General features: G+C 65.8%; 25 protein-coding genes and 1 pseudogene. 20 read left to right on the top strand and 6 right to left on the bottom strand.

What is annotated here, in order from left to right; genetic code table 11:
* Window positions 1–22: 22 nt before the first annotated feature.
* Entirely contained in the window at window positions 23–1,009 is a 987-nt protein-coding gene (locus HJG44_RS15820; RefSeq protein ID WP_210261145.1) for a DNA-binding protein, read from the bottom strand.
* A 211-nt stretch (window positions 1,010–1,220) separates the two neighbouring features.
* Between HJG44_RS15820 and HJG44_RS15815 the strand changes: the two genes are divergently transcribed.
* From HJG44_RS15815 to HJG44_RS15745, 16 genes and pseudogenes are all read left to right on the top strand, one after another.
* Window positions 1,221–1,517 (top strand): hypothetical protein, encoded by a 297-nt coding sequence (locus HJG44_RS15815; protein WP_171219302.1) that lies wholly within the window; start codon window positions 1,221–1,223, stop codon window positions 1,515–1,517.
* A gap of 117 nt (window positions 1,518–1,634) precedes the next feature.
* On the top strand, window positions 1,635–2,738 hold the full coding sequence (locus HJG44_RS15810; protein WP_171219301.1) for a DUF6634 family protein: 1,104 nt from the start codon (window positions 1,635–1,637) through the stop codon (window positions 2,736–2,738).
* 76 nt (window positions 2,739–2,814) lie between these two features.
* Window positions 2,815–3,225 (top strand): hypothetical protein, encoded by a 411-nt coding sequence (locus HJG44_RS15805; protein ID WP_171219300.1) that lies wholly within the window; start codon window positions 2,815–2,817, stop codon window positions 3,223–3,225.
* A gap of 44 nt (window positions 3,226–3,269) precedes the next feature.
* The gene (locus HJG44_RS23775; protein WP_246736280.1) at window positions 3,270–4,949 is read left to right on the top strand and encodes an AAA family ATPase; all 1,680 of its coding nucleotides are present in this window, start codon (window positions 3,270–3,272) and stop codon (window positions 4,947–4,949) included.
* Window positions 4,946–5,863, top strand: coding sequence for a metallophosphoesterase family protein (locus HJG44_RS15795; RefSeq protein ID WP_171219299.1), 918 nt, complete (start codon window positions 4,946–4,948; stop codon window positions 5,861–5,863). Before HJG44_RS23775 ends, HJG44_RS15795 begins: the two co-directional genes overlap by 4 nt.
* Window position 5,864: 1 nt before the next feature.
* Window positions 5,865–6,734, top strand: coding sequence for a ribonuclease H-like domain-containing protein (locus HJG44_RS15790; RefSeq protein WP_346767181.1), 870 nt, complete (start codon window positions 5,865–5,867; stop codon window positions 6,732–6,734).
* A gap of 115 nt (window positions 6,735–6,849) precedes the next feature.
* A complete protein-coding gene (locus HJG44_RS15785) occupies window positions 6,850–7,305 on the top strand; it encodes a hypothetical protein (RefSeq protein ID WP_171219297.1) in 456 nt (151 codons plus the stop codon).
* 330 nt (window positions 7,306–7,635) lie between these two features.
* Complete coding sequence (locus HJG44_RS15780) at window positions 7,636–7,776, top strand: hypothetical protein (protein ID WP_171219296.1); 141 nt, start codon at window positions 7,636–7,638, stop codon at window positions 7,774–7,776.
* A 358-nt stretch (window positions 7,777–8,134) separates the two neighbouring features.
* Window positions 8,135–8,287 carry a hypothetical protein gene (locus tag HJG44_RS15775; RefSeq protein ID WP_171219295.1) on the top strand — a complete coding sequence of 51 codons (153 nt, stop codon included), beginning with the start codon at window positions 8,135–8,137 and terminating at the stop codon, window positions 8,285–8,287.
* Between the two features lie 360 nt (window positions 8,288–8,647).
* Entirely contained in the window at window positions 8,648–9,499 is an 852-nt protein-coding gene (locus HJG44_RS15770; protein WP_210261144.1) for a hypothetical protein, read from the top strand.
* Complete coding sequence (locus HJG44_RS15765) at window positions 9,496–10,224, top strand: hypothetical protein (RefSeq protein ID WP_171219293.1); 729 nt, start codon at window positions 9,496–9,498, stop codon at window positions 10,222–10,224. The genes HJG44_RS15770 and HJG44_RS15765 overlap by 4 nt, the downstream gene beginning before the upstream one ends.
* The gene (locus HJG44_RS15760; protein ID WP_171219292.1) at window positions 10,221–12,542 is read left to right on the top strand and encodes a hypothetical protein; all 2,322 of its coding nucleotides are present in this window, start codon (window positions 10,221–10,223) and stop codon (window positions 12,540–12,542) included. Before HJG44_RS15765 ends, HJG44_RS15760 begins: the two co-directional genes overlap by 4 nt.
* Window positions 12,535–13,521: an ATP-binding protein gene (locus tag HJG44_RS15755; RefSeq protein WP_171219291.1), complete on the top strand. Its 987-nt coding sequence runs from the start codon at window positions 12,535–12,537 to the stop codon at window positions 13,519–13,521. Before HJG44_RS15760 ends, HJG44_RS15755 begins: the two co-directional genes overlap by 8 nt.
* A pseudogene (locus HJG44_RS24445) lies at window positions 13,518–13,952 on the top strand (TniQ family protein); the annotation flags it as partial. The gene HJG44_RS15755 and the pseudogene HJG44_RS24445, both read left to right, overlap by 4 nt.
* 90 nt (window positions 13,953–14,042) lie before the next feature.
* Window positions 14,043–15,785, top strand: coding sequence for a hypothetical protein (locus HJG44_RS15750; protein WP_246736278.1), 1,743 nt, complete (start codon window positions 14,043–14,045; stop codon window positions 15,783–15,785).
* A gap of 63 nt (window positions 15,786–15,848) precedes the next feature.
* Window positions 15,849–16,529: a hypothetical protein gene (locus HJG44_RS15745; RefSeq protein WP_171219289.1), complete on the top strand. Its 681-nt coding sequence runs from the start codon at window positions 15,849–15,851 to the stop codon at window positions 16,527–16,529.
* A 334-nt stretch (window positions 16,530–16,863) separates the two neighbouring features.
* Here HJG44_RS15745 and HJG44_RS15740 read toward each other — a convergent pair whose 3' ends face one another.
* The 5 genes from HJG44_RS15740 to HJG44_RS24035 form a co-directional block, all read right to left on the bottom strand.
* Window positions 16,864–17,343 carry a Mov34/MPN/PAD-1 family protein gene (locus HJG44_RS15740; RefSeq protein WP_171219288.1) on the bottom strand — a complete coding sequence of 160 codons (480 nt, stop codon included), beginning with the start codon at window positions 17,341–17,343 and terminating at the stop codon, window positions 16,864–16,866.
* Window positions 17,340–19,037 (bottom strand): ThiF family adenylyltransferase, encoded by a 1,698-nt coding sequence (locus HJG44_RS15735; protein ID WP_171219287.1) that lies wholly within the window; start codon window positions 19,035–19,037, stop codon window positions 17,340–17,342. Before HJG44_RS15735 ends, HJG44_RS15740 begins: the two co-directional genes overlap by 4 nt.
* A complete protein-coding gene (locus HJG44_RS15730) occupies window positions 19,034–20,068 on the bottom strand; it encodes a cyclic GMP-AMP synthase DncV-like nucleotidyltransferase (protein WP_171219286.1) in 1,035 nt (344 codons plus the stop codon). The genes HJG44_RS15735 and HJG44_RS15730 overlap by 4 nt, the downstream gene beginning before the upstream one ends.
* Entirely contained in the window at window positions 20,065–21,231 is a 1,167-nt protein-coding gene (locus HJG44_RS15725; RefSeq protein ID WP_246736277.1) for a patatin-like phospholipase family protein, read from the bottom strand. The genes HJG44_RS15730 and HJG44_RS15725 overlap by 4 nt, the downstream gene beginning before the upstream one ends.
* 148 nt (window positions 21,232–21,379) lie before the next feature.
* Window positions 21,380–21,505, bottom strand: a complete 126-nt coding sequence (locus HJG44_RS24035) for a hypothetical protein (protein ID WP_281411522.1) — start codon at window positions 21,503–21,505, stop codon at window positions 21,380–21,382.
* Between the two features lie 149 nt (window positions 21,506–21,654).
* On the opposite strand from HJG44_RS24035, the gene HJG44_RS15720 reads away from it, so the two are divergent.
* The 4 genes from HJG44_RS15720 to HJG44_RS15705 all read left to right on the top strand — a co-directional run bounded on the left by HJG44_RS15720 (window position 21,655) and on the right by HJG44_RS15705 (window position 24,666).
* Complete coding sequence (locus tag HJG44_RS15720) at window positions 21,655–22,056, top strand: MbcA/ParS/Xre antitoxin family protein (RefSeq protein WP_346767180.1); 402 nt, start codon at window positions 21,655–21,657, stop codon at window positions 22,054–22,056.
* Complete coding sequence (locus HJG44_RS15715) at window positions 22,037–22,750, top strand: RES family NAD+ phosphorylase (protein ID WP_171219284.1); 714 nt, start codon at window positions 22,037–22,039, stop codon at window positions 22,748–22,750. The genes HJG44_RS15720 and HJG44_RS15715 overlap by 20 nt, the downstream gene beginning before the upstream one ends.
* 380 nt (window positions 22,751–23,130) lie before the next feature.
* Window positions 23,131–24,048, top strand: a complete 918-nt coding sequence (locus tag HJG44_RS15710; protein ID WP_088712622.1) for a hypothetical protein — start codon at window positions 23,131–23,133, stop codon at window positions 24,046–24,048.
* A 3-nt stretch (window positions 24,049–24,051) separates the two neighbouring features.
* Complete coding sequence (locus HJG44_RS15705; RefSeq protein WP_054725869.1) at window positions 24,052–24,666, top strand: DUF6650 family protein; 615 nt, start codon at window positions 24,052–24,054, stop codon at window positions 24,664–24,666.
* The last annotated feature ends 31 nt before the right edge of the window (window positions 24,667–24,697 follow it).

Raw genomic sequence — 24,697 nt, 5'->3', positions numbered from 1 at the left:
CGCTCCACCCTTCCGCGCCGCTCTAGCGCCGAGACGAACCCGTCCGGCCCGATCCTTGCGCCGGCCCCGAACCTCGCCCGCCCCGACGTCCCGGCGATCCGTCGTCTCCGGAAAGCCCGTAACGGTCGTTGCGCAGCAGACGAAACAACTTGTCGTCGCCCACCGCCAACCGCAGCTTCCGGCAAAGAACATCCTCGTCGAGCCCGCCAAACACCTCGGCCGCCGCCACGACATCCGGCCCCAAACCCGCCAAGATCTCCGCCGTCCCGAGCACCCCCTCACTCGACGCCCGCAGCACCGCAGCTGCCTCCTCCATCACCCCGTCCCAGAACCGCTCCTCCCGCGAGCGCGCCGCGTCCGCATCCCGCTCGGCCGCCCACCGCGCCTCTAGCGGTTGCAGCAAAGCCTCCATTTCGGCATCGCTCGGCGGCGGCGCCCTCCTGTTCCCGGAGCCATCCGCCCGCGCGAGCCAATTCCCCGGCAACGAACCAATGAAGCCGCGCATGCGCTCAAACTGAGCCGCCTCCTCCGGCGTCTCCTGGCACACCTTCTCCGCCGGAGAAGAAGCCGACGACGGCGCCCTCGGAACCTGCAAGCGCAGCCGGCGCACCTCACCCTCCAGCCTGGAAACCTCCTCGTTCAGCCGGTCGACCTCCGCCCAAGCCGCAACCGCCTCGCGCTCGAAAATACGCTCCCGCTCGTCAAGCCGCCTCCGCTCCCGCAACACCACCTTCTCAGCTTCCGCCGTCGCCGCCGCCCAAACCTGCGCCACAAACGCGTCCACGGCCCGGCCCAACCCCGCGGGAGCCGCCGGCGGAAGTTTCCCCGGGCGATAGTCCGCATCCAGCTTCCACGTCGCCAGAAGCGGACCGATGCTGCTGTACGATCCCCCCTTCGGCAGCAGCCGCCGAACATTGCGAACGGAAACCCGGTCCCCCGCACGCCGCAACGCCCGCGCCGCCGTCTCCACCTGCTCCCGCGTCGGCATAGCCACCCCTTCAACAACCACGGTGACTATCGTCCGCCCGAAGTTGCCAAACCGTAGCAGTAGCAAAGTAGCGCTACCGCTACTGCTACGGGCGGCGAGTCGCACTGCGCCCAGGCGGATCGCTAAACTTGTCCGTATCCGCCCAGGGTCCCGTCTAACAACCTCAAGGATACCTCTAGCCACTAGAGGTTTCAGTGTGGCACTATTCGCTCGTTCGAAGAACGAGGACGCCATGACCGAGCCCAAGCCGCAGACCAGGGGCACATTCCGGCCCCAGCCCACCTTCGCTCCCGCTCTCCCGACTGACCGGCGCCGGCGTGTGCCCGTTCGCGCCCGGCCTGACCGCCGCTCCCGGATCGCGCCCCCGACAATCCTGGAGGCCAACATCGAGGACGAGCTCCTGCACGCCTCGCCGACGAGCTACGCCATCGATCCGGACTTCGACGATTTCGGCGAGGCCCTGGACGCGGTCCTTGGGCTCGCGCCCGACACCTTCGGCGACGACGAAGATAACTGGTTCTTTCAGTAGTCAAACCGTTAACTATACTTCCGCATTCCGGATTGACGGCAAAGATCAACAATTGCATTGTCGCCGGTTTTCGTGGGATAATTCGCTTCTTCTGCTGACAACGAAATCTGGCTGCACTTGGACGAGCTCCGCTCGCCCGAGCGCGGCCGGATTCCGTGCGAAGGAGGATCACCCATCTCCATCATCGCTCTCTTCAGCCTCGCGGGCCGTAGCGACGCCGCCTACGCCGCCCTCCTGCTCGCCCACGCAAACCACGCCGAAACCGATACCCCGACCACCCTGGTCAGAATCGTCCGGCCAGGCGACACAACCCTTCCCCCTGCGCCTGGACGCGGGGACGCCGTCCGGGTCGTCGAACGCGAGATCGACGCGGAGCCCGAGATCGCCTTTCGCGCGGACGAAGAGATCGCAGCCGCCCTCCAGCAAGGCCGGCTCGTCGTGCTCGACTTGCCTGGCACCCTCATCCGTCACGAGGCCCTGCGCGCCCGGCTCGATGCCGCACTCGTCCCGGTCGGGCCCACCCCGCTCGACGAGCACGCCGCCCGAGTCGCGCTCTCCACCAACAGCCTGGACACGCCCGCCGAACGTGCCGTCCAGGCCGGATGGGCATCGGCAAACTCCCGTCCACCCGCACCTGCCCGACTGCTCGCGTGCGGCCGCGGCGGCGGCGCGCACGCGGCGGCCGCCTTCAACCGTCGCCTCGGAATCGGCGCTGCGCCGCGCAGCCTGCCGGTCGCCATCCCGGCCCCGAGCCGAGAGGAGGAGGCAGCACTCTTCGACGGCAAACCCATGCCGCACACGCTCCGAACCGGCGCAATCCTCCTCGCCGCACTCGACGCCGCTACTCAAAACCCGCAGGCCAACGCCGCCGAGATCGCAGCCGCCCTGGGCGGCCCGAACGCGCATCCCATCCAGCGTGACAGCCGCTCCCTATCCGAGCGCCTGCGCGACCTGTCGGACGTGCTCGACGGTATCGCCGATGGCGAGCGACCGACGCCGGCCGACCTCGCCGACGCGCCCGTGCTCCGCAACTGGAGCCCGGATACCAAACCCCTCCGGATCGTCACCGGCGAGGTGACCGGCCACCCCGATTTCCCGCTCGGGCGCCGCATCTGGACCAGCGACCTCTACGCCGCCGACCCGGCAGGCGGGTGGGTCCGCACCATGTCCCGGTGGTATCGCCTGGGCGAGCCCGCCGGCGCCGCGCCGACCTCGCACTAGCACCTTCTCCCACAACCAGCATTACCCAGCGCCCGGTTCCTGACCGGGACGGCGAAGCTTTGCGCCCGGAGGACCCATGCGAAAGAACAAGGCCATTCACGCGCTCGCCGTCTGGCGCTCCCTCCACCCGGACGACATCGGCGCAAAAGAACTCCGGTCGGTCCGGGACACCCTCGCTGAAGGACAGCTGCAACTGCTGGACCGGCGCTGGCCCGCAGCCGTTCGAGGGGAAGCTTTCGCCGCAGTCGGCATCGGCGTCGAGCGCCTACACGACCGCGCCGGTCCGCAAACCGCATCCTTCGACCTCGCCATGACCGCGCTCGTACCGGCCGCATGCGGCGGCAACCCCGCCGCCGCCCTCGTGCTCGCCCACGGCCTCGAAGCGCTTGCCCGAGCCAACGGCGACATCCGTGCGGATGCCCTGGCCCAGGCCTGGGCGCGGCGCTGCCCGATGGTCGACGCCGCACGTCCGAGGCGACCTCGCTGAGCAGAGAAAGCCCGCCCCGTCCGATCACCTTCGCAGGAGTGCCGATGGCCAGCGTCCCCCACCTCGTCGCCCGCCAAATCGTCTTGCGTGAGTTCCCGCGGGTCCTGCGCGCCGGCCTTGGCGAAGGAACCAGGGCGACCGTTCTCGCACACGACCTCGCCGCCGAAGCCGGCGCGCTCGACCCGTCCCTGGAACCGCCGCTCGCGCAGTGGATCGAACACGGCTGCAAGCTCCCCTCCGGCGAGATCGCCATCCTCGATGCCCTGGCCGTCAGCACGGAGAGCCAAGCCGCGCGCGACATCGCCGACGCCTTTCTCATGCTCGGGAGCCCGGCGGAGGACAGCGCCGTCGCGCGCCGCCTCGCCCGTGCAACCTGGCGAGCCATCGACCGCCTGTCGGAAGTCGGCGCTACGCTGCACCAACTCGCGCTCGTCTCCGCCGCAGCGCAAACGGGCGACGACGAGGACGAACTGGATGCCGCCTTCGTCACCGACCTCGACACGCTGTTCGCGCAAACGTTCCCCGCCGACCGGGAACGGCGGGCCGCCGCCGTCGTCGCCTGGCGAGAAGCCCTGGGGGGAGCCTTCGACACCCTCAAGCTCGAATCCCGCCAATTGGCACTCGGCCTGTCCATCATGGGCGCCGGCGGCACGCCGGACTACCTCAGCGACAAGTCGCACGCCTACATCGCCGTCAGCCTCGGCCGGAGCGCCACGCATCCCATCGAAGCCTTCGTTGCAAAACGCGAGCGGGCTCGGCGCGAAGGCCGCTCACCCCTGCCAGACCTGAAAGCGCTTCCGTCCGAGAAGCCGGCGGACACCGGCAAAACCACCGCCATACCCGTGCCAGAGGGCCACGTGCTCGTCTGCGCGGGCGTGGGCGGCGGCACCGGACGCAGCGGCCGGACGGAATGGGCCAAAGGCTATGAAAACGCGATTGGCCGCGCGCTCCCGCTCGTCCCCGTCCCGGACCTCGCCCGCGTCCGCGCAAAACTCCTCGCCCACTTCCCGCAGGCCGAGGACGCGATCCAGACCATCCTCGGCCAGGTCTCGCGCGGCCGCTACCTGCGGCTGGACAACCCCATCCTGATCGAGGGCGAGCCCGGCGCGGGAAAATCCATGCTCGTCCGTATCCTTGCCGATGCCCTGAACGTCACGTTGCTCCGCGTTGACGGAACCAACGACGCGGGCGGCTCCTTCGGCGGCACGGAACGCCGATGGTATTCGGCCGAGCCCTGCCGGCCATTCATGGCCGTCGCCAGGTCCGGAACAGCAAACCCGATGTGCCTCGTAGAAGAGGCGGACAAAGCCGCAACCAGGAGTGAATACGGACGACTTTGGGATAGTCTCCTGCTCTTCACGGATCGAGAGAACAGCGCGCGCTTTCAGGACCCTTGTCTGCAGGCAGAACTTGACCTGTCGCACGTGATGATCGTGCTCACGGCCAATCGCCGCGACAGCCTGCCCGGGCCGCTTCTCGACCGGCTGAAAATCATCACTCTGCCTGCGCCGCGGCGCGAGCACCTCCCTGCGCTCGCCGCCGCCGTGCTGCGCGACATCGCGAGCGCGAATGGCGAGGACCCTCGCTTCATCCCGCCGCTCGCCGCGTTCGAGATCGACGCCCTGCGCCGGCGCTGGGCCGGCGGCTCCGTGCGCCGCCTGCGACGGGCGGTCGAAGCCGTGCTGCGGGCGCGCGAGCACTCGCGCACGCAGGTGCTGCAATGAGAACGGCCCTGCGTCTCGCCATGGCCCCTCGGCCCGTCGTGGCCGAGCCGCGCCCGGACATGCGCCTGTGGGTCATGTCCGACCTCGCCGGCGAGCCCGAGTTCCAAATCCCCGACCCCCTCCCGGATTTCGACGCCATCCTGGTCGCCGGCGACGTTCGCCGCGGTCTCGACGCCTCCCTCACTTGGCTGGCGAAGACATTCGACCATGTCCGGCGCGGCCGCCCGCTCGTTCTCGTGCCTGGCGACGCGGAACTCGCCGGCGACACCCCGCTCCGCGAGGCCATCGCGGGGGGACGCAAACGCGCTCGCGATCTCGGTATCGCCCTGCTCTGCGACGACCTCGTCCGCCTCTCAGGCCGGGACGGACGCGGCGTCCATGTCATCGGAGCGTGCCTGTGGACCGACTGGGCGCTCGGATACCCGTGCACGGCCAGCCAAGCCCGAGCCTACGCCCGCAACGCCTGGCCCGGGGAACGCCAGATCCTTCTCGGACGCGGACGGCCGCTCGCGCCACACGACGTCTCCGGCCTGCATGCGCGCTCGCGCGCCTTTATCGAGGACTGCCTCGCCAGCATCGTGGTTCAGGCCGGCGGGCACGGCGCGTCGCCGCGCACCCTCGTCCCCGGAGTGCGAAGAGGAGACCGCGCGGTGGTGGTTACTCACTTCGCACCATCCGTGTCCTCGCTGCCGCCGGACATCGCCGCGCGAACCTGGGAGCCCTGGCGGGCAGCCTTCCTCGCCTCGAACCTGGAGGCCGTGATGACCCGCTGGGGAGCCCCGGCCCTTTGGCTGCACGGTCACGTGCCGCGCCCGGTTGCCTACCGCCTCGGCGACACACGCGTCGTCGCCAATCCCCGCGGACGCGCCGAACACAATCGCTCGTTCGATCCCGCCCTCGTCCTGGAGGTCTGACATGCATCTCGCAACCATCCCAGAGACCGCCGGCCGAACCTGGCAGCCGCCGCGAGCGGCTGTGGATCTCCGCCGACCGGACAAGCTCCTCTGCATCGATGTCGAAACCGTGCCTGCGGCCGCTCTCGTCCCGGAGGACTGGGGCAGCCAAATGCCAAAGCCCCTCTGGAACCGGATCGTGTGCGTGTCCTTCGTCGAGGCGCGCATCGAGCGTGCCGCGCCCGACGGTCCCGAAACCTATGCCGTCGAGCGCGTCGCGAGCGGCGGCGACGTCGATTGGGACGAGCCCCGCATCCTCGCCGGCTTCTGGCGCCTCCTCGAACGCGGAAACTATCGGCTAGCGACCTGGAACGGACGAAGTTTCGACCTGCCGGTGCTGCGGGCGCGTGCCTTTGTACACGGCATCTCGACCGGGGTCTGGCACCGGCGCGGCGGGCGGTGGGACGGATACGGCCAGCGCTATAGCGACGAATACCACGCCGACGTCATGGACCTGCTGTCCGCCCACGGTGCAGCGGCCAAGATGCGCCTGGACGAAGCCGCAAAGGCCATCGGGCTGCCCGGCAAGATCGGTGAGAATGGCGCCATGGTCGCAGACCTTTACGCCAACGGCGACCTCCCGCGTATCCGCGCCTACTGCGAAACGGACACTATCCAGACCTTCTACCTTTACAATCGCTACGCCCTTCTGTCCGGTCGGACTAACCGATCCGGACATGACGCATCCGCGGCGTCGATGACCGAATACCTGCAGCGGGAGCGGATCGCCAGACCGCACCTTGGCATCTTCCTCGACCACTGGCTGGGCCGCTCTGACGCTCTGACGCCAGAGCCGGCTGCCGGAGCCACGCCTCAGGCAAGCGATCATTAAGTATAAAGCGGGAACAGCAAGCCCAGGTGTAGTCCCAAACGTCCGTCCCTATACTTTTCGATTGCAAGCGCCTGGGCGATACCTTATGATTCAAAATGGGACGACGGAGAGAGACATGATCCCCGAGGGGCGCATTCGCAGACTGGAGGACCTGAAGCGGAGCGTCGCCTTTCTAGAGGAAAAGAGGCGCCACTTGGACGACGACATCGTCCGGTTGAAGGTGGAAATCGAGTTGGTCCTGCGGGACGACTACCGACCTTCAGCCCCTTCGGTCGCGACGGCAGCAATCCCCGAGGGGCCTGCAGCCCCGGCGCGACCGCTGAGAAGCCTAGCGGCGCGTCTCATGCTCGCTGCGCTGGAAGAGGCCGGGCCGGCCGGTCTGTCGGGAGGTGAACTGAACAAGGTCGTAACGGACGGAGGGCTGACGAAAGATGCGGCAGAAAAGGCCAAGGCCCGCGTGAAGGCCAACCGGCTAGCCATCCATAACGGAAAGCGCTGGTTCTCGCTCGCCGGAGCGCCGCCGCAACTCAGGGCTCAGACACCGACAAACGCTGAAAGCTCAGGGAGCTAGGGTATGAAGCACTCGAAACCGGCGCGCGCGCCGCCGAAAACACAAAAGGCGCACGACTTGGTCGCGCGCCCTGTGTGAGCCCATCCCCGTCGCGGGAATGGACGCATGGACCTCGACGAAATTGCACCCCCGTCGAAGCCCTGTCCGTTTCTCCGACACCGATTTCGCACCCTACCCGGGGAACGCGATCTTCAAGCCTCGGTCGATCCGGCCAGAGGCGGCGTAAGCCGTCCCTGGAATCTGTTCTATACGCCTGCTAGCGCGTCGCTGCAAGCATTTTCTGAACAGAGACGGACCTGATCGGGGGTCATAGCCCGAGGAAGGTTAACAATGTCCGAAAACTACAGCCAGCTCAACCTCGGCATCTCGCCGATGGACCATCTGTCCTGCCCGTTCGCCCCCGACGAGGGCGGCGACTTCTACCCGCCCCCTCCGCCCGTGCACGGCATTCCGGCAAGCGCGGCCGCCTGATCGCTGTCGGTCTCCAACGGAGAACAAGCATGCATTCGGGTGCCAACCCGGCGCGCGGGCCGCCGAAAACACAAAAGGCGCACGACTCGGTCGCGCGCCCTGTGTGAGCCCATCCCGTCGCGGGAATGGACGCATGGACCTCGACGAAATTGCACCCCCGTCGAAGCCTTGTCCGTTTCTCCGACACCGATTTCGCACCCTACCCGGGGAACGCGATCTTCAAGCCTCGGTCGATCCGGCCAGAGGCGGCGTAAGCCGTCCCTGGTGTCTCCCATCTACAGCTGGAGGCGCTGCACCGCAAGCCCATGAGGGCCGGGCAGCCGGACGACCGAGGCATTCCGACCGGAAAGGATAAGGAATGCTGACCGACCTCGATCACGACGACGCGCCGTATTGGCTCGACACCCTCCGGGTTCTCGATCCCGACTTCGACGAGTGGGGCGATTACCACCCGACCGCGCCCTTGTTGGCGCGCAAGCTCAAGCTGAGCGGACCCTGGCTCGCCGCCTGAGCTCGACCCGCAGGATGCCCTGGACGGACATCCTGCGGGTGATCACCGCCTAGCCGCGTCCGGCGTCACGCGCCGGCCCCACCAGACCACGACTGCCACGCCCGGAGCGCCCCTGCGCGCCGGACAGAGAGGTCTTGTCCCATGTCCAGGTCCAACATCGTCCCGGTTGGGATGCCCGCCCACCAAGCCACCCGGGAGCGCGCCTTCCGCCTCCCGACGATCGTTCTGTCGGGCGTCCGTCCGGATCCGACTTCCGTCTACTTCGGCAACCTGCCGGACAATTCGGTCGAAGCTCATCGTGCCGCTCCCGAGCGGGGCGAGCCGCTCCCGCGCGCTTTGTCCGCCGCTGAGGATTTCCGCATGTCCGCTCTTCACTTCGCCCAGACCCGCCACATTCCCCTGCCCGCGGCGCCCCTGTCGGAAGAACAGGACATTGTTCGCCTGGACATCCCCGTGCTCGATCCCAGGACCGATGTCGTGAAGCGGGATGTGGCGGGCCACCTGGTTTCGTCGATCTACCCGGACCATCTCGGCCTCGACCCGAACCGCGCGTTCCGTTGCCCCGCGGCCGCCCGCCGCGACGAGGTTCCCGACGTGGTCCGTTCGGAGAAGTTGCCGAACGGCTACCACGTGACGGCGACGAGCCTGGAAGCGGCTGCGGTCCAGATGCTCGCCTGCGACCCGCAGGTCACGCGCATCCTGCCCCGCGCTCACGTCCTGACCTACCCCTTCGTGGAAGGCGGGCGGACCGTCATGCGCTCCTTCGTGCCCGATTTCGTGTTCGTCCGCACGAGCGGCGAGGTCTCGACCCTGGCCCTCGCACCGTCCTGGGAGCCCGGCGCAAACGGCGCCCGGCGTGCGCTCGAAGCCGAGGCGATCCGGGCGGCGTACAAGCGCCACGGCGTCACCTTCCTGCGCTGGAGCGAGCACAAGCCATTCGCTCGTCACCCGCGCCGGAACCGTGAACTGATGCTGCAGCGCGCTCCGGAAGCCACCGAAGCCGACCTGAAGAAGGTGCGCGCGGTTCTCGCCCTGCACGGGGTGCCGACCACCGTGAAGGCCGTCCATCGCCGGGCGAAGCTGACGACCCGGCCCGTGCTCGACCGGGTGCTCGGCTGCCTCATGAACCTCGCGCTCCGGGGCGAGGTGAGCCTCGACCTCAGCAAGCCGTTCGACGGAACCACGCGCGTGGGCAAGGGAGCCATCGCGTGAGCGCCGCGCGGAAGATCTCGTCCGTGCACCCCGACGATCTCGGCTTGTTCCCGGGAGCGCCGGTGGTGCGCAAGACGCCGCGCTTCAACTACGGCCACGCCCTCGACGGCGCGGGGGCCGACCACAAGGCCCTCGGCCCGGCGCCCTTTCGCTCGCTCCTGGAGCGCGATCTCCGCACGCTGCTCGGGGCCAATCCCGACATCGCGCATTACGCCGTCGAATCGCACGAGCTGCGGTATTTCACACCCGACGGGCGCGGCGGGTCCGTCCCCCGGACCTACGTGCCGGACGTTACCGTCCGCTACCGGTCCGGCGAGATCGTCGTCCTGGACGCGAAGGCGCGCTTCTTCACCACACTCCCTCAATGGACGGCGCGCGAGCCCTTCATCACGGAGGCCTATGCCGTCGATCACGGCGTGACCTTCGCCGTCGTCAGCGAGGACGAGATCCGGGCGCAACCCCGGCTCGGCAACGCCCAGATCATGGAACGGCACCGCTACATCGTCCGAGACGAGGCGGCCGTCCTGCGTGTGCGCGACCTCCTCGCCAAGCTCCCGTCGCCGACGACCATCGCCGCGGTGGCGGCCGCGGCTCGCCTCCCCGGCCAGCCCGGCGAGTGCCGCGCCTACACCGCTCTCATGAACCTCGCGCTCGCGGGCGAGATCGCGCTCGACCTCGGGCGGCCGCTCTCCCCGAACACGGAAATCAGGGGGTACGCGCGATGACGCCCAACGTCCCGGCACACATCCCGGCTCCGGCGCTCGTGCCCGCTCTCCCCGTCGTGGACAAGCCTGCGGCGACCCTCCGCTTCGACCTGCACGCGAAGGATGTCTTCCGGATCGGCGGCAGGACGTGGGAGTTCGAGCGCAGGCTGGACGACCGCCTCCAGTTCCTCTGCCTGTCGGACAGGGACTTGCTGTTCGTCACCGACCAGCAACTGGCGTTCATGGCCTCCACTGGAGAGGCGAGCATCATCGTCGGGAAGGGGCGGTATGCGGCGTTCCGCGCGCCGTTTCCCAATCGGATCACCCTGACGGATGCGCAGAACGCCGAGGCGGACCGCAAGCTCGCCTACGTGGAGCCGTGCCTGCGCGGCCACGTTGAGGGCGACGGCCCCCGGACGCCCTACCGGTTCAAGCGCTCCAGGCGGAAGCTGATGCCGCTCATCGAGGAGGTGGCGGCCGCCCGCGGCGAGACCCCGCCCGACTTCACGACGGTTCTGAACTGGATCGACCTGTGGACCCAGTACGGGTCCATCCACGGCACGGCCTGTCTTGTCGGCCTGCACGCGCTCAAGGGCAACCGGCGCACGCCATTCGGTGGCATCGGGGAGATCGCGCTCGGGCGCGGGCTGTCCTACTGGCTGAACCCCGACGTCTCGACCGAGCTCGCCTACGCGAAGGTCGTCTCGACGGTGAAGGCCGTCAAGCGCTCGTACCGCCGCTTTCTGTCCTGCGAAGAGCTGGCGCGAATCTCGACGCCCTCCCTCCGCACGTTCCAGCGCCGCTGCGCCGCCCTCGATCAATACACCCGCGACTATTATCGCATCAGCCCGTCCTTCGCTGCCAAGAACCGGACCTACGAGACGCAGCCCCTGCCCGACCGTCCCTACCAGGACGTCGAGGTGGACAACTGCACGCTCGACATCCTGCTGGTCGACGACGAGAGCGACATCGTCTTGGGCCGCGCTGACCTGATCCTGTTCAGGTGCCGGGCGACCGGAATGCACATCGGCTACGCCGTTGGCTACGAGGCACCGAGCTACGCGTCCTTCGTCGCCGGCCTGCGCCACGCGATGTACCCGAAGGACATGGCGCGCTTTCCGGCGGTCAACACTCCTTGGCCTTGCTTCGGCAAGATCGAGAACCTCTGGGTCGACAACGGCCTGCACTTCATCGGCAAGGATATCGAGGCCGCATGTCGTGAATTGAAGATCAACAAGCCGCGGTTCCGCCCGAAGACGCCCTGGTACAAGGGCGCCCTCGAACGCTTCTTCGGCTACCAGAACACCGGCCTGATCCATCTCCTCCCGGGCTCGACAAAGTCGAATGCCGTCAAGCTCAAGGACTACGACGAGAACCCGGTCGAACACGCCAAGATCAGGTTCAGCGACTTCGAGGCGCTCCTCGTCTTCTTCCTGGTGGAGATCCACAATGCGCGCATCTCGCGGGGGCTCGGGCTTCTGCGCGGCGTGGGCGATATCCCACTCAGGGTCTGGAACGAGAAAGCGAAGAACCAACCCAGCGGGCCGCTGCCTCCGGCGGAGCTCTTCATCGCGCTCTGCGGCGAATGGGAGATGCGCACGATCCAGAACGACGGCATCGTCTGGGACTACATCAAGTACGAGTCTCCCGAGCTCAGCAGACTGCTGACGCATCCGGAGCACAGAAGCGCGAGGCAGAGCGGCAAGGGCACGCAGTACAAGTGCGTGCGCGACCCGAACAACCTCGGCCGGATCTACGTCGAAAACCCCTACGACCCGACCGGCGCCATCATCGTCGTCCCGGCCACGAAAGCGCATCGCGCCTACGCCGAGGGCCGCCACCGGCACGTCCACGACCTGGCGGTCGCGCACGCGAAGCTCAGCGTCAAGAAGGCGCTCGACTTCGACGGGCTGATGGACAGCCTGGCCCACCTGGCTGACCTCGCGGTGGCGGCCCGGTCGAAGCCTGGGCGCAAACGGGTGCAGCGCCGGCTCGCGCGGTTCCTGCACGCCCAGCGCGTGGGCCGGCTCGCAAGCACCGTCACGCCCGGCAAGCCGGCGGACGCCGGCACGGCCGCGCACCTCGATCCGCTCGCCATCGCACAGCGCGTGCGACGCGGCGGCGAGCGCGAGGAGGATGAGCCGCCGCAGCCTCCCGCGAACCGGCTTCCGGCCCTGCCCCCGCCCGCGGCGCACGGCGTGGACGCCGTGCCCGCGGAAGTGGCCGAACCCGATGCGCAGGGACCTGACCCGCAAGGCCCCTACGCCGACCTCGATCCCGAAGAAGACGACCTCTCGCTCCTGAGGGCGAGCAGACAATGGAGTACCGCCGATGAGTAATTCCGCCCTGAGCCACAAGGAGCGCGCCGAACGCGCGGCGCTCCCAGCCGCCGCTAGGCAGACGATCATCAAGCAGATGTTCGTCGGCCACGACCGGTTCGAGGAGGCGACGAAGCAGGTGCGCGCCTTCCACATGCCCGTGGAGGGCGGTGTGCACGACACCGGCTCGCTGTTTGCGCTGGCCGGAGAATCGCGCGCGGGCAAGACCTACGTCCTGAAGCGTTACGCCCGCGAATTCCCGGTCGAGCAGGGCGAGACCGGGCTGATGCGCCGCGTCGTCTACGTGGACCTTCCGGTCGCCTGTAACGAGCGAGGCTTCGTGGAGCGCATTGCCGCCGCGCTGAATGTCGGTCGTGCCACGAAGATGAATACGGAGGCCCTCTTCGGGAACATCCTGATCGGGTTCCAGGAGCAGGGGACCGAACTCCTGCTCCTCGACGAGGTCCAGGAAGCGCTCAGCCCGCAGCGGCCTGCCGCCCTGCGCGGCTGCCAGGGCTACCTGCGCAAGATGCTCGACCTCGGTTCGATGAACATCGTCGCGGCCGGCCTGATGGAAACCTACGCGCTGATGGAGGCCGACGCGCAGCTCGAAGGCAGGGGGCTCCTGCCCCACCACATCGTCCTGCCCTACACCTGGGAGAACAAGGAAGACCGCGCCGGCTTCCGGCTGCTCTGCGATTACATCGATGCGCGGCTCCCGTTCCTGGAGAAGTCCGGGCTGGGTAGCCAATGGTGCAGTGCCAGGCTGCACTGGGTCAGCGACGGGCTGATCGGCCGATTGAAGGCTTTCGTTTTCAGGGCCGCGAGCTATGCCTTGAACGAGAGCGCCCCCAAGATCGAGACTGCGCACCTCGTTCGGGCCTGGGACCTCGTCAAGCCGGTCGGGACCACCTTCAACCCGTTCCGCGACGACCTGTCCGGCGCTCCGCGCCGCCGTACCCCTGAGCAGGGCACGGCCACGTCCGGAGCGACCCGATGAGCGCGGCGCTGGCCGGGCACCAGCCCGGCACCCGCACCTTCCGGGACCTCGGCGGCCGAAACGAGCCGCCGCTGCCGCAATGGGACAAGCCCCGCCACGGCGAGCCGGCCCACGGCTTTGTCGTCCGCCTCGGCGCACTCAACCGGCGCCCGAGCGTCAGCGTCATGCTCGCCTCGCACGGCCTCAACGGGATCTCCCTCCAGCCGGCGGAGTGCCTCGCCTTCGCGACATCCTTCCCGATCCATGGCAAGGACCGGCTCGCGCATGCCACGCCCGTGGTTTTCCCCGACCGCGTCGAGATCATGGGGCAGGAGGTCCGCCGCAAACATTGGCAGCTGCTGCGCAGGCGCTTCTGCCCAGCCTGTCTGGCGGAGGACGCGTATCACCGAGCCTGGTGGGACCTGCCGAGCTTCGCCCGCTGCCCTTATCACGACGTCGATCTGGAATGGCGCGACCCGTCCGGACGGCCGCTCCCATGGTGGTCACCGTCCTTCACGCACGGGCCTACGGGCAACGGCATCTTGCGCTTCGGCATTCCCCGAAACACCAGCCCGACCCCGTCTTTCGAAGCGTATCTCCTCGGTCGCCTCGGAGCGGAGGACGCAATTCCCGTCCCGCTGCTCGACGACCTGCCGACGCTCGGTGAAGCCATCGAGTTGGTTGAGTTCATGGGACGCGTCGTGCTGGGCGGAACGGAACGCCGACGGCCGACGGTCGACGCCACCCCCGGGTTCGAGCTCGGGACCGTGATGAAGGCCGGCTACCCGGTCATCGCGGCGGGACGAGACGGCGTGCTGGAGGTTCTTCGCGGAGTGGCCGACCACCGGGAGCGCGCGCACGCCGGCCGAGGTCGCGGCGCGTCCTTCGGCTGGATCGACCAGCTCCGGGAGGAAGAGCATAGCGCGCATCGCAAGCTCGTCGACGAACTCTTGCTCCAGGTCGTAGTCGAGCGCGGACATTTCTCGACGGCAACGTCCCAGGCCTGGCGAGGAGGCGCGGAGGGGTGGATCTCAGTTCCGCGGCTCGCGCAGGAACTCGGCATCACCGAGAGCAGGCTGCGCCGCATCTCCGAAAAGCTCGGTATTCACGAGCGGCAATTCGGCATCGCACGGAACCGGTATCGTGCGTTCTCGCCCGAACAAGCCGATCTGGTGCGCTCAACTTTGCGCCGGCTTGTCGGGCGCGACGAGGGGGCCGCCCTGCTTGGCATCACCCGCAGCTGCTTCGACGCACTCGTCGCGAACGGCGATATCGGGGTGTTCTGCGTACTCGGCCGTTGCGGCGCTCGGCATCGGTTCGACCCAGAGGAGATCGCGCGCTTCTCTGACGGCATTCTGCGACACGCCAAGAGGATCGACACGGCGCCTCCGGGAAGCGTGCGCTTCGGGGTGCTGAACCGTACCTGCAAGAGCAATCCGAGCCGCGTGCTTGGACCGCTCGTGCGCAGCTACGGACCCATGCTCGTGCGCGTCGGTGACAAGCTGGGCGATCTGCTTGTCGCCGCGCCGCGCCGCTCCTTGCGAACAAGCGAACAGACGTCCGCCGCACGCGCCGCGCTCGCCGAACTTCCCGGCCTCGGCCGCTACCAGGCCGCGACGCTCTATGGCGACCGCGTCTACGTCATCGATGCCCTGTGCGAAAAAGGGGAGATCGAGCCCGTGCCGTCGGGACGGAAAGCCTGGAGGCGCCTCTCGGCGGAGTCGGTCGAAGCCGCCTGCCAGTCGTGGGCTCCTCCAACCCTCTACGCCGACCTTCCCCAAGTCGCGGGGCGGCCGATCATTCCGCAGCTGCGCCGGCTCGGCGTACGCATCCTGGAGCTACGGCTGTCGGACGGGTCGTCCACGGTGGCAGTGGACCGGGCGAGCGCTCGCAAGATGCTCCAACTCTCTTGCGATCCGGATGCAGCCGCCGTTGAAAGCGTCCGGGCATTCGAGGCGGCATTTCTCCGCCGGCTCGCAACGGGAAACGAGTGGAGCCTGGCCGGGCGGGAGCGAGGGCTGTCCCTCCGAACAGGGAAGGGGGACCTCCGAGCGACCGTCGTGCTGGACCTGGGCCGGGACCTCATTGAGATCTCCGCGCGAAGCAAACGCCTCGACCTTCCTACGAGGGCCGAGGAGTGGGCGGTCTCGCGTGAGGGCACCTTCATCAGGCTGACCAGATCGCTGCCCGCGCCAGCCGCTACCAGCCCGAGTGCCTGGCCGGCCATCCAGGAACGAATACTCGCCCGCCTGTCGGAAGCGAAGGCGCTTCTGAGCCTCCCGTGACCTCCGGCCCGCGGAGTTGCGCGGGCCTACACCTCCTTCATCCCTCAACCCAGGAGCATGTAGATGCACCATAAGCTGCGTCGCCGCGTCCTCGACCGTGCGAACCTTCATCTCCGCGAACTCGCGGGCGCGTCGCCAGCGCAGGCACTGTCCTACATGGGAGAGGTGGCCAAAAGGGCAGAGGTGCTCGTCGCGGTCTGGAACGAGGGCGGACCCGGCTCCGGCACGACCCTCCATCACATCGTCGTGAAAGGTGGGGCGGACCTCACGCTCGCGCAGGTGCGCAGCGCGCTTCGGCGCGACGTCGTCGAGGGCCTGGCCTGCAGACATCGCTTCGAGGCGGAAGCCATGAACGACGCCCTCGGTGACGGTTCGACGGTGGTGGAAAACTACGCCCCGACACCGCCCGAGGTCGCGCCGCACCTCGACCGCCTTCGGGCCGAAGCGGCGGCGGAAGCGGAGCACCTCGACGAGTTGGTGGACATGGCGAACGCCACCGGCGACCTGATCAAATCAGGTGCAACAACATACGAGGACGTCTTCAAGGCCGCGGAGGTGATCCACCTTATCTGGCAAGACAGATCACGCCCGCACGGCATTGGCCAGCTGCTCGCCAAGGGCCAGGACCGCCTCAAGCTCCTGGTGGATAGCGGGAAGGCGGCTGACCTGAAGTTCACAAGCATCCGCTGCCGTGACGCCGTTCACGCGCACGCGCTGCGTCAGCTTTACGGTGATGGTCGGTAAGGAGACCTATTTCTCGATGACCACGAGGCTCGCAAGGCGTACTTGTTACTGTAAGCGTCGATGAAGTCGGCATCCTGGCAGATGCAGCGTGGGACCGTCGACCTGCTCGCCTTGCGGGCAGGAAAGTTGATGCGATCAGGAAGTGGCCTCATGAGCGCTTAACCGCGCTGATCGGCGCTCACCACCTGTGGGCTGAATGGCTTTACGGTTGCCACACCAAGTTTCATCTTGGGGTCCATAGACGACAACAAACCGTCGACATGACGTCCGGCGTTCCGGCGACGATTGAGGGTTAGCGGCTTGGTTCTCGGGGGGAGGAACCGACAGGGGCGGGTCAGCTAGTCAGCGGCCGTCCCCGAACGACCTGCCCATCTTGATCATGGAACGACAACCAAATGCCCGACGGGAAGTCGAGCCGGCCGACAATGCAGAGCAGGAACCCGGGGAGGTGGTGGGTGGATCTCCTGACGATCTCGTCGATGCTGAGCAGGTCTCGCTCGGAAGGCTTAGGTACGTTTTCGGGATGTGTGTGCCAGTCGCCCAGATAGTCGAAGCCGTGCGCGTGATACGCTTCGATCTCTTGCTGCTCCCGACCCCGGTCAGGTCTGAAACCAAATCGGCTCCTTCGGTCCCGTTGATCCGGACCTGTCGCATGGGAGACCGTCCATCGAGTGCGCCCGACGTTTCCAAATAGCTGCCCACCGGCCTCGCGGTGATAGAAGCGCGTTTGACGGTGAGCCTCGAACAAGGCGACGGGGCCACTCTCAATCCGAACCCTGGTTCGGTCGACGTCGAAGACGAGTGCGATGGTCATACAAGCCATGGTCCGGCGGACACTTGGCCCTGAGGGTCAGGCGAGCCTCGCGCCGCGATCCAATCCTTCGTCCAAGACCCCTCTGCGTCGGCGAGCGTCTCGGAGTCGGTCAGCCACGTTCTCCACGTCGTCGAAACCGCCTTGCCCCGGAGGAAGTCCAGAGCAAGGCGGGAAGTCAGAGTTTCTGCATGCGCCAGTTCGATGGCGCCGAAGGGCGACGTCAGTGCGCCACATGCGGCAGGTATTGCCTTACTGCTTTGGGACGCCATGAGCTTGGGGTTGCCCACGATGTCGAAGCCGCTTCGATACGAGTTTCCGGTCATGATCAGGACCGCATGAGCGGCAACGGCGTGAGCCTCCATCCAGGCGTAGAGAACAGGAGGTCTACCGGGGCGGCCGAAGAAATCGTCGAGAGCCGAATTTGCTGACCAACTCGCGGTGCAAGCTACAACGAGGTCGAGGCCCTCCAGGGACTTCGCGTTCGCCAGGAGCAACTTCTCGACCGCTAGGTCATAACCGATAGTCCCCCCGATGTCGGGGTTTTCGTGCGCGATAGCCTTAGCAAGACCAGTAGCTTTCGGCGACCCGACGAATCCGGCACCGAGCTGGTGACGGCGGATGTTCTCCCAACCCAGCCTCTCCGGATCGACGAGAACAAGATGCCCTACGCCGGACTTCGCGAGGAGCCGTGCAACTCCTGAACCCAGCGCGCCACATCCGATTACTGCGACCCGCGCCGACGCGAGCCGGTCACGTTCCTCGTAGGGTAGCCGGGTTCCGGCTGCATCGAGCGCCTCCGTTTCCAGACGGCTCAGACGATATCGTTCGCAGATTATCTCTGGCGGCGTCTTGCCGCGCGGGTAATCGTGCTCGATCACACGACGAGTGACAGGGCGGCCGCGGGCGTCCGAATGCCTGGTCAGCATCGCCCCGACTGCGTGATGCCGCCCCGAGAGGGCCGTACCCGCCAACACGACGAGCAGGCTTTTGGGTGTTTGCCGAAGCAGCCCTGCCAGTACCTCGGCGCCGTCCCTGGAACACTGGACAACTAGGTCCCAGAGCTCCAATCCGGTCCTCGGATACAGGTCCGGGTGGGGCAGCCGCGTCAGGGCAACGAGAGCGCCTTGACGAACATGGGACCGATCACTGTCGAAGCGATGGGCCCACCATCGCTGGAGGGCCTCTGTCGATAGGAAGCCATATGCGCCGGCTTGCGTCGCAGACCAAGCGATGATGCTCGACGCTTGATCGCCCGGGATTAGCAGCCGCGCGCGGAGACCCACTTCTGCAGACTGTCGCCAGTACAGTCCGAAGTCCTCCTCGAAATCGTGGTCCTCAGATCCACTAGCGATGTCTGCTAGGAGGGCGCGAGCTTCGCCAAGCGCCCGCTCAACGGCTGCGATTGGTGATGCCGGGATCTCAGGGTTCCTGAGGCAGAAGCGGCCGTCCCGCTCAATATGCGGCATCGCGGGCCAGTTCCCGCGGAGGTAAACTCGTGGCCGCGTGAACGGGAACGCGACATCGACGACCACCGCGAGTTCGCGACCGCGCGTTCGGATGAGCCAGCCGGCCCCGCCCGCTGCGATGAGGGGATCATTCGACGGCAATCGCCCCCGAAATGACTTGAGGGGTGAAAACCAGCTGTCGACGAGAGCAACCGCATCCACCGGCAGGGGGTGGACGTGAGCCGTCATGCGTACCCCTGGCCACCGATCTTGATTATCGCCGGTCCGCTCGTCTTTTTGTCGAGCTCCTCTTCGTCCTCCGGGTCAGGCTGGTTGGAGAACCAGTCGCTGTAGAAGAAGTCGTCCCATGCCGACATGGCCTCCTCGTGGGTGCAGCCCGGATCGTCGAGGATGTCCAGGAGCGGAAGCTTGTCTCCGAGCTTCTTCCGGAGGAATCTCGACTTGGCGCTATCGACCGGAAGGATGTCCTCGTTCAGCGTCGGGTGCTCCACCCAAGTTTTCCATCCCAGTCGGTTATGGATGGCTCGAAGCACCTGGCGGAATGCGACGTCGTCGCGGTCGACGTTTTCCGTAAAGTGGTCGCTCACCAAACGCGAGAGGGCGAAGCCGCCCGCGATCTTACCACTCCAATGAGGGCGGCTACGTGCGAAGGCTTTCGCAAGGCGCACGATCCTGACGAACTGCCCCCTGTCGCCGTTTTCAGACGGGTCGGAGCTCTTGTCCTTATTCTGCTTCTTGAACCACTTCGTTACGCTGAGTGCATCAGATGTCTTCCAATCCGAACTCGCAAGCTCGTACGTGTCCGTAATTTCGCCCGTGAATACATCCTTGGTCCGTGTGCGGCGGTACACCGGCACGTCGACATGATAGTTGTTCGGGGCCGAGTAATAAATGCGGACGCAGTTGTTTCTGACTTCGGGGCTGTCTCTGAAGCGGCGATCCTGAAGCGCGTCGCAAACCATCTGGCGAGCCGCAAGTGCCGTGATCTCGCCGCCGTTCGGCCCGATGAGCTTGTCCCTTGCGAAGTATACGCCGTCGTCAATGTCGTAATCGCCCTCATCGTTCTGGATCATGGTCCGCATGGCGTACGACCCCTGGGTCGCAGAACCGACTGGAGCAGGCTTGCTATCGCGCTCCAGGCCGTTCCGAAGGCGCGTACGGTTTGCCCGGGCCTTAGCTAGGATGTCTCTGCGGCCCGCCGCGTTCATCCAGACACAATCGTCATGGAAACGGCGGAGCTGTTCGTTCGTGTCTTTCATGGGAGCGTGCTCCAGTCGATGCCGGATGCCGGCATTCCAGGCAGGTCCATCATCAGGTCCCGCACCATTCGCCCGTCTTCGTTTCGCGGATCATCGCAGGCGCTCTTCGTCACATCCGCATCGGAATTGGCCTGCTGGATGAGACGGTCGATCGCCTTCTTTCTCGCGTCATCCAGTGCGAGATACGGCATCATGTCGGCTGGGACGTCCTTCTTAGGGAAGCGCAAGGTTCTCACCGGTCGGCCAGCCTTAGTGAGGATGTTGGCGAGGAACCTCGCCATGTTGTCGAAGGCAAACTCCTGCGCGGTGATGCTTAGCGGAGCGACGTCTGCTCCAAGCTTCCACCGGAGCATCGAACGATGAACCTGCCTTTCCGTCAGGTGCTCACCCTCTGGCCGCGAGCACGTGCCAAGCGAGAAGATCTCAATGGGTTGCCCAGGGGCAGCCGACGCTAAGGCGTCGATCATGCCCACCAGGATCGGGTTGTTTGCCCACAGCCCGCCATCGGCAAACACCTGTTTGAGGCCATGCTTCGCAAGCGGATCATCGATGGCTGCGAGGGACCGGTAGATGGGCGCAGCACTCGAAGCCATGCAAACGTCGACGAGCGGGTACAGGTCGTCTCGGGGGCCGCTCGTCGGCGTCTTTTTGAAGACCCATGACCGATGCGTCTTCATCGCCACTGTCGGGATCGCTAACGAGATGCCTCTGCGCTCGTACACATCGATTACGCGTATTTGTCCGAGGACGTCTTCGAGCGCTTCGCGGAGCGCTTTGTCGCCGTACCGGATCGGGCTGCTGCCGAGCACAAAGGCGCGGAACATCGCGCTCAAGACGCCCTTAATTCGATGGGGGAAGATGTCCTTTCCCTTCTCTCGATAGAGATCCACAACCTCATGCAGGGGCTTCCCCACAGCGAGAGCAGAGGCGACAATTGCACCAGTGCTAGTACCGGTGATCAGGTCGAAGCCCTTGCCGAGGTCGAGCGCTTCCTCACCCCGAATCCGGGCAAAGTAACTCGTTAGCCGATCTAGAAACTCAGCGGTATAAACGCCGCGCATCCCGCCGCCATCGAGGCTGAGGACGCGATAGGGCCGGCGATCTGCTCCAGCCTTCAAGTCGCCTGACGAAGCCGCGGCAGACGATGTCTCCTCAGGTCCCAATAGCAAGCCTCCTGATCGCAGTTCCGTTGGCCTGGCTTTCAGGCCGCCGCTTGATCCCGTTTGGTTCGGCGAGACATTTTGCGGTGGGCCCGAGCCAGCCGCTGCATTTGCTCCGTCCGGAAGCAGAGTTCCGGAAAGATCTGCTTCCTCAACCGCTTGCCAAGCTCTTGTCGGTGGAGGCGATAAACTGTGCGCCGGAGGGAGCAAACTGTGTCCCCTTCGACATCAGCTGCCGTCCATCGACCTGGGCCGTGTACCGCTCGCGCTCGTTCATCTCATACTCCGTTTCACCTCACCGGACGCTCGACTCTTGATGCCGAGTTCCGGTGAGACTAGGGTTTGATTCGAGTCCAGATCTGGACTTGTATCTATATGGACCAAATGGCTGTATCAAGTCCGAATCTGGACTCTGCTCGGAAGGGGGTGCGCGTGCCTGCCCAACCCACGTCCCCGGAGCGCAACAAGACGACAACTTCGGAGCAGGAGGCCGCCGCATTCGCGTCGTTCGCCAGACTTGCCGACCTCTGGAGCTTGACCACCGAGGAACAGATCAAGTTGCTCGGATCTCCCGCGCGGTCGACTTTCTTTAAGTGGAAAAAGGACGGCGGCTCGCTCCCGCGTGACACGGTCGAGCGGATCTCGCATCTATTTGGGATCTACAAGGCCTTGCAAATCCTGCTGCCGGAGCCGAAGAATGCGGATGGCTGGGTGCGGCGGCCCAACCGCTATTTCGACGGCCAGAGTGCGCTTGACGTTATGCTGAAGGGGCAGGTCGTCGACATCTACCGCGTGAGACAGTATCTCGATGCCCAACGAGGCGGTTAACCCGTCCAGGATCAAGGTTCGGGGTCAGCACTTCAACTTGATCCCGTCCCGCTTCCCGCCGGTGAACCTCTTTGAACGGATCGGGAACGGCGACGGCAGCGACGTCGCCGAGATCGAAGCGTTGACCAATCCGAGGCTGCGGGAGCGGGAGCGTCTTATCGGAACCCGGGCCACAGACGTGGCATCGGCAAGGCTTCAGAACTGGAACCATGCCGCCTTTGCCTATGGCAATCCGGAGGGTAGCCGCTTCTTTCCGCCGACCATCCCGGTCCTCGAACTTGCCGCGGACCTCCAGACTGCCCTGTCGATCTCCGTTGCGCGCCGTGAAGCCTTTCTGGCGCGCACCGCGGAACCCGCCATCAAGCTGGACATGCGAGTTCTTGTCCGAACGGTCGAGGGCACGTTCTCCGACCTTCGCGGCCTGCCCCTCGACATGCCTACCGAGGAGCGCTGGAAACTGGGCCGTGAGCTCGCAGAGACTCATTGCGCCGGCGTAATCTTCGAGTGCCCGGAACGACCGGGGGCGTCATGCGTCGCGGTTCTCGACCCTGATTCGTTGGGCCGAGCAACGCAATCCGAGCACTTCAGGTACGTCTGGAACGGCCAGAAGATTGAAGCGCTCTATTCGTTCGCTGACGGTTTGACGATCATCCCCGACGAGCTTCGGTCCGCGAAGTCGGTGCGGGCAGCGTAGTAGACGGTGAGACCCGCTCTGGTCAGCAGGACGGGCCACCTCTGCGGCGGAGCGCCGGGGCGAAAAAGTCGGATCTTCTGGCGCCCGGTCGCGACTTATGTGGCGTACAAGACGAAGTGGCGCCCCGCCCTGGATAAACATAACGAATACACATCGCCGTTTGCACTCCTATAGAACCGCCGCCGCGCGCCTGTAGCCGCCCTATGGCGTAGTGCGACGCCGCTGATTATTCGAGAAGCATCGGGGGTAGGATCAACGGCCCACACTTTCGAGCCTCCCGATGGCAAGTTGCCTCTGCCGCCGCCGTAGATACCGCTTGGTCGGATTGCGTAGTGCAATTACCTCGGCAGATGAGGGGAACGCGATTGAATCCTTGGCCAGTGATACCCGCCGACGTTGTTGCCTGGTTCCGTGGCGTCTTCGCGGACGCAAACCGCCACGTATGTGAGCGCCTGGCCAATCTCCCCAATATCCGCGAGACATCGCTCGATGACGGATTGATTGAAGCGCTGATCCCCAACAGTGCGCCGACGCTCCTGCCTTCGGGCGCGATCATCCGCATGGATACTCACAACATCGGTGGTTTGCGGCGCCTAGGCGCTCCCCATTGGGATTGGGATTTTCCGCAACGCCGGCGTTGGGAAACGGCGGATATTGCGATCCTCGTCTTCGTCTATCGACAAGACAAGCTGGTGGCGAAGAAGATTGGCCTGCTCCAATCCAAACGTCTCTTTCCGACTAACCATGATGTCGAAGACGAAGATGAAATTGGTTTCCTTCATGGCATGAATGCGTTCATCCGCCGCGATGGGCAGCAAGCAGCCGCCGCACTCCACCGAACCTACAGCTTCGACGAAACCTGCACCTTCGCCGCAATTCAGGCTGGACACCGACAGGTCGAACTGATCGACACGCTCAATCGGGATTTCGGCAAGGCCGTCTTCTACCTGCTCTACGCACCGCCTGAGCTTCCCTACGCAGTTACCTACCCCCTGCGAAAACGAATCCGCGTTGGCGACATGCCGGTCGGAAATCGGGTGGTCGATGCCGACAACCTCCACCGCGCTCTTGTCGAACTCAATGACGGCCAATCTCCCACCTTCAGCCTGCTGAAATCCGCCTGCGTCGGGCGGGATTGGCCGCTCGAAACCTGGGCTGCCGATCTGCTGCTGACCTGTCAGGTTGGACAGCAGTTCGATGACAGCAATGACGATCGCGTCCGCTATTTCCTCGAACGCCGATCGGGGCCCATTGGGGCGGCTCTCGCTGCATCAATTACCCTGCCGGGCGAGGCCTGAGCCGTGCGAAGTGGCGATATCCCCTTCAAGTTCGATCTGACCGATCTCCTCGCCCGCGCTCGCCGCCAAGTCGCTGGCCGGATAGGTGACGTCACCTTGAACTTGCCTTTCATCAGCATTGCGGTCAGCCCTAAAGATCGCGAGCGCCGTGTGGCGCGCGAGATCGTCCTCCGTTTGCGCGATCGGCGCGTCCTATCTGCGTGGGAATGTTGCGACGATTGCATCGAGAGAGCTCTCACTTCGCTCAAGGAAATCCGCCAGTTGATCGTCGACAAAGAGGTGGAACTCGCCGAGTTGCAGGACGGACCGCTGTTCCTTCTGCTCGATGCGATGGCGACTGGTATTCGACAGTTTATGACTTACGAGGAGCTGTTGCGGCGCGACAAGGATGCGCCCCCGCATCCACGTTTCGGCGAGTTTCATCGACCGCCGGACGTGCGCCAAGCCTATTTCGACGGCCTCGAAATCTTACGCGGACACCTGAGCCGGTGTCTCGGGCAGATCGCGCTCATTGCCGGCATGCCCGTGCCGACCGAAGGCATCATTGAGAACTACCAGGGGCCGTGGCAGCTAGAAGCCTACGAGGCGCCGCCTCTGCTGCCACCACCCCCCGAATGACCTGCGCTACGGCTGCTCGGAAGCCCAGGCG

It is taken from the genome of Enterovirga aerilata, assembly GCF_013044135.1.
Classification (GTDB): Bacteria; Pseudomonadota; Alphaproteobacteria; order Rhizobiales; family Beijerinckiaceae; genus Enterovirga; species Enterovirga aerilata.
Note: the sequence above shows the minus strand (reverse complement) of the source record. Positions and strands in the feature narration are given on the sequence as shown.

Bases quoted from the DNA above. Each gene is read 5' to 3' on its own strand.
- HJG44_RS15815 (WP_171219302.1), top strand. From the start codon at position 1,221: ATGACCGAGCCCAAGCCGCAGACCAGGGGCACATTCCGGCCCCAGCCC.
- HJG44_RS15805 (WP_171219300.1), top strand. From the start codon at position 2,815: ATGCGAAAGAACAAGGCCATTCACGCGCTCGCCGTCTGGCGCTCCCTC.
- HJG44_RS23775 (WP_246736280.1), top strand. From the start codon at position 3,270: ATGGCCAGCGTCCCCCACCTCGTCGCCCGCCAAATCGTCTTGCGTGAG.
- HJG44_RS15795 (WP_171219299.1), top strand. From the start codon at position 4,946: ATGAGAACGGCCCTGCGTCTCGCCATGGCCCCTCGGCCCGTCGTGGCC.
- HJG44_RS15790 (WP_346767181.1), top strand. From the start codon at position 5,865: ATGCATCTCGCAACCATCCCAGAGACCGCCGGCCGAACCTGGCAGCCG.
- HJG44_RS15785 (WP_171219297.1), top strand. From the start codon at position 6,850: ATGATCCCCGAGGGGCGCATTCGCAGACTGGAGGACCTGAAGCGGAGC.
- HJG44_RS15780 (WP_171219296.1), top strand. From the start codon at position 7,636: ATGTCCGAAAACTACAGCCAGCTCAACCTCGGCATCTCGCCGATGGAC.
- HJG44_RS15775 (WP_171219295.1), top strand. From the start codon at position 8,135: ATGCTGACCGACCTCGATCACGACGACGCGCCGTATTGGCTCGACACC.
- HJG44_RS15770 (WP_210261144.1), top strand. From the start codon at position 8,648: ATGTCCGCTCTTCACTTCGCCCAGACCCGCCACATTCCCCTGCCCGCG.
- HJG44_RS15760 (WP_171219292.1), top strand. From the start codon at position 10,221: ATGACGCCCAACGTCCCGGCACACATCCCGGCTCCGGCGCTCGTGCCC.
- HJG44_RS15755 (WP_171219291.1), top strand. From the start codon at position 12,535: ATGAGTAATTCCGCCCTGAGCCACAAGGAGCGCGCCGAACGCGCGGCG.
- HJG44_RS15745 (WP_171219289.1), top strand. From the start codon at position 15,849: ATGCACCATAAGCTGCGTCGCCGCGTCCTCGACCGTGCGAACCTTCAT.
- HJG44_RS15740 (WP_171219288.1), bottom strand. From the start codon at position 17,343: ATGACCATCGCACTCGTCTTCGACGTCGACCGAACCAGGGTTCGGATT.
- HJG44_RS15735 (WP_171219287.1), bottom strand. From the start codon at position 19,037: ATGACGGCTCACGTCCACCCCCTGCCGGTGGATGCGGTTGCTCTCGTC.
- HJG44_RS15730 (WP_171219286.1), bottom strand. From the start codon at position 20,068: ATGAAAGACACGAACGAACAGCTCCGCCGTTTCCATGACGATTGTGTC.
- HJG44_RS24035 (WP_281411522.1), bottom strand. From the start codon at position 21,505: ATGAACGAGCGCGAGCGGTACACGGCCCAGGTCGATGGACGGCAGCTG.
- HJG44_RS15715 (WP_171219284.1), top strand. From the start codon at position 22,037: ATGCCCAACGAGGCGGTTAACCCGTCCAGGATCAAGGTTCGGGGTCAG.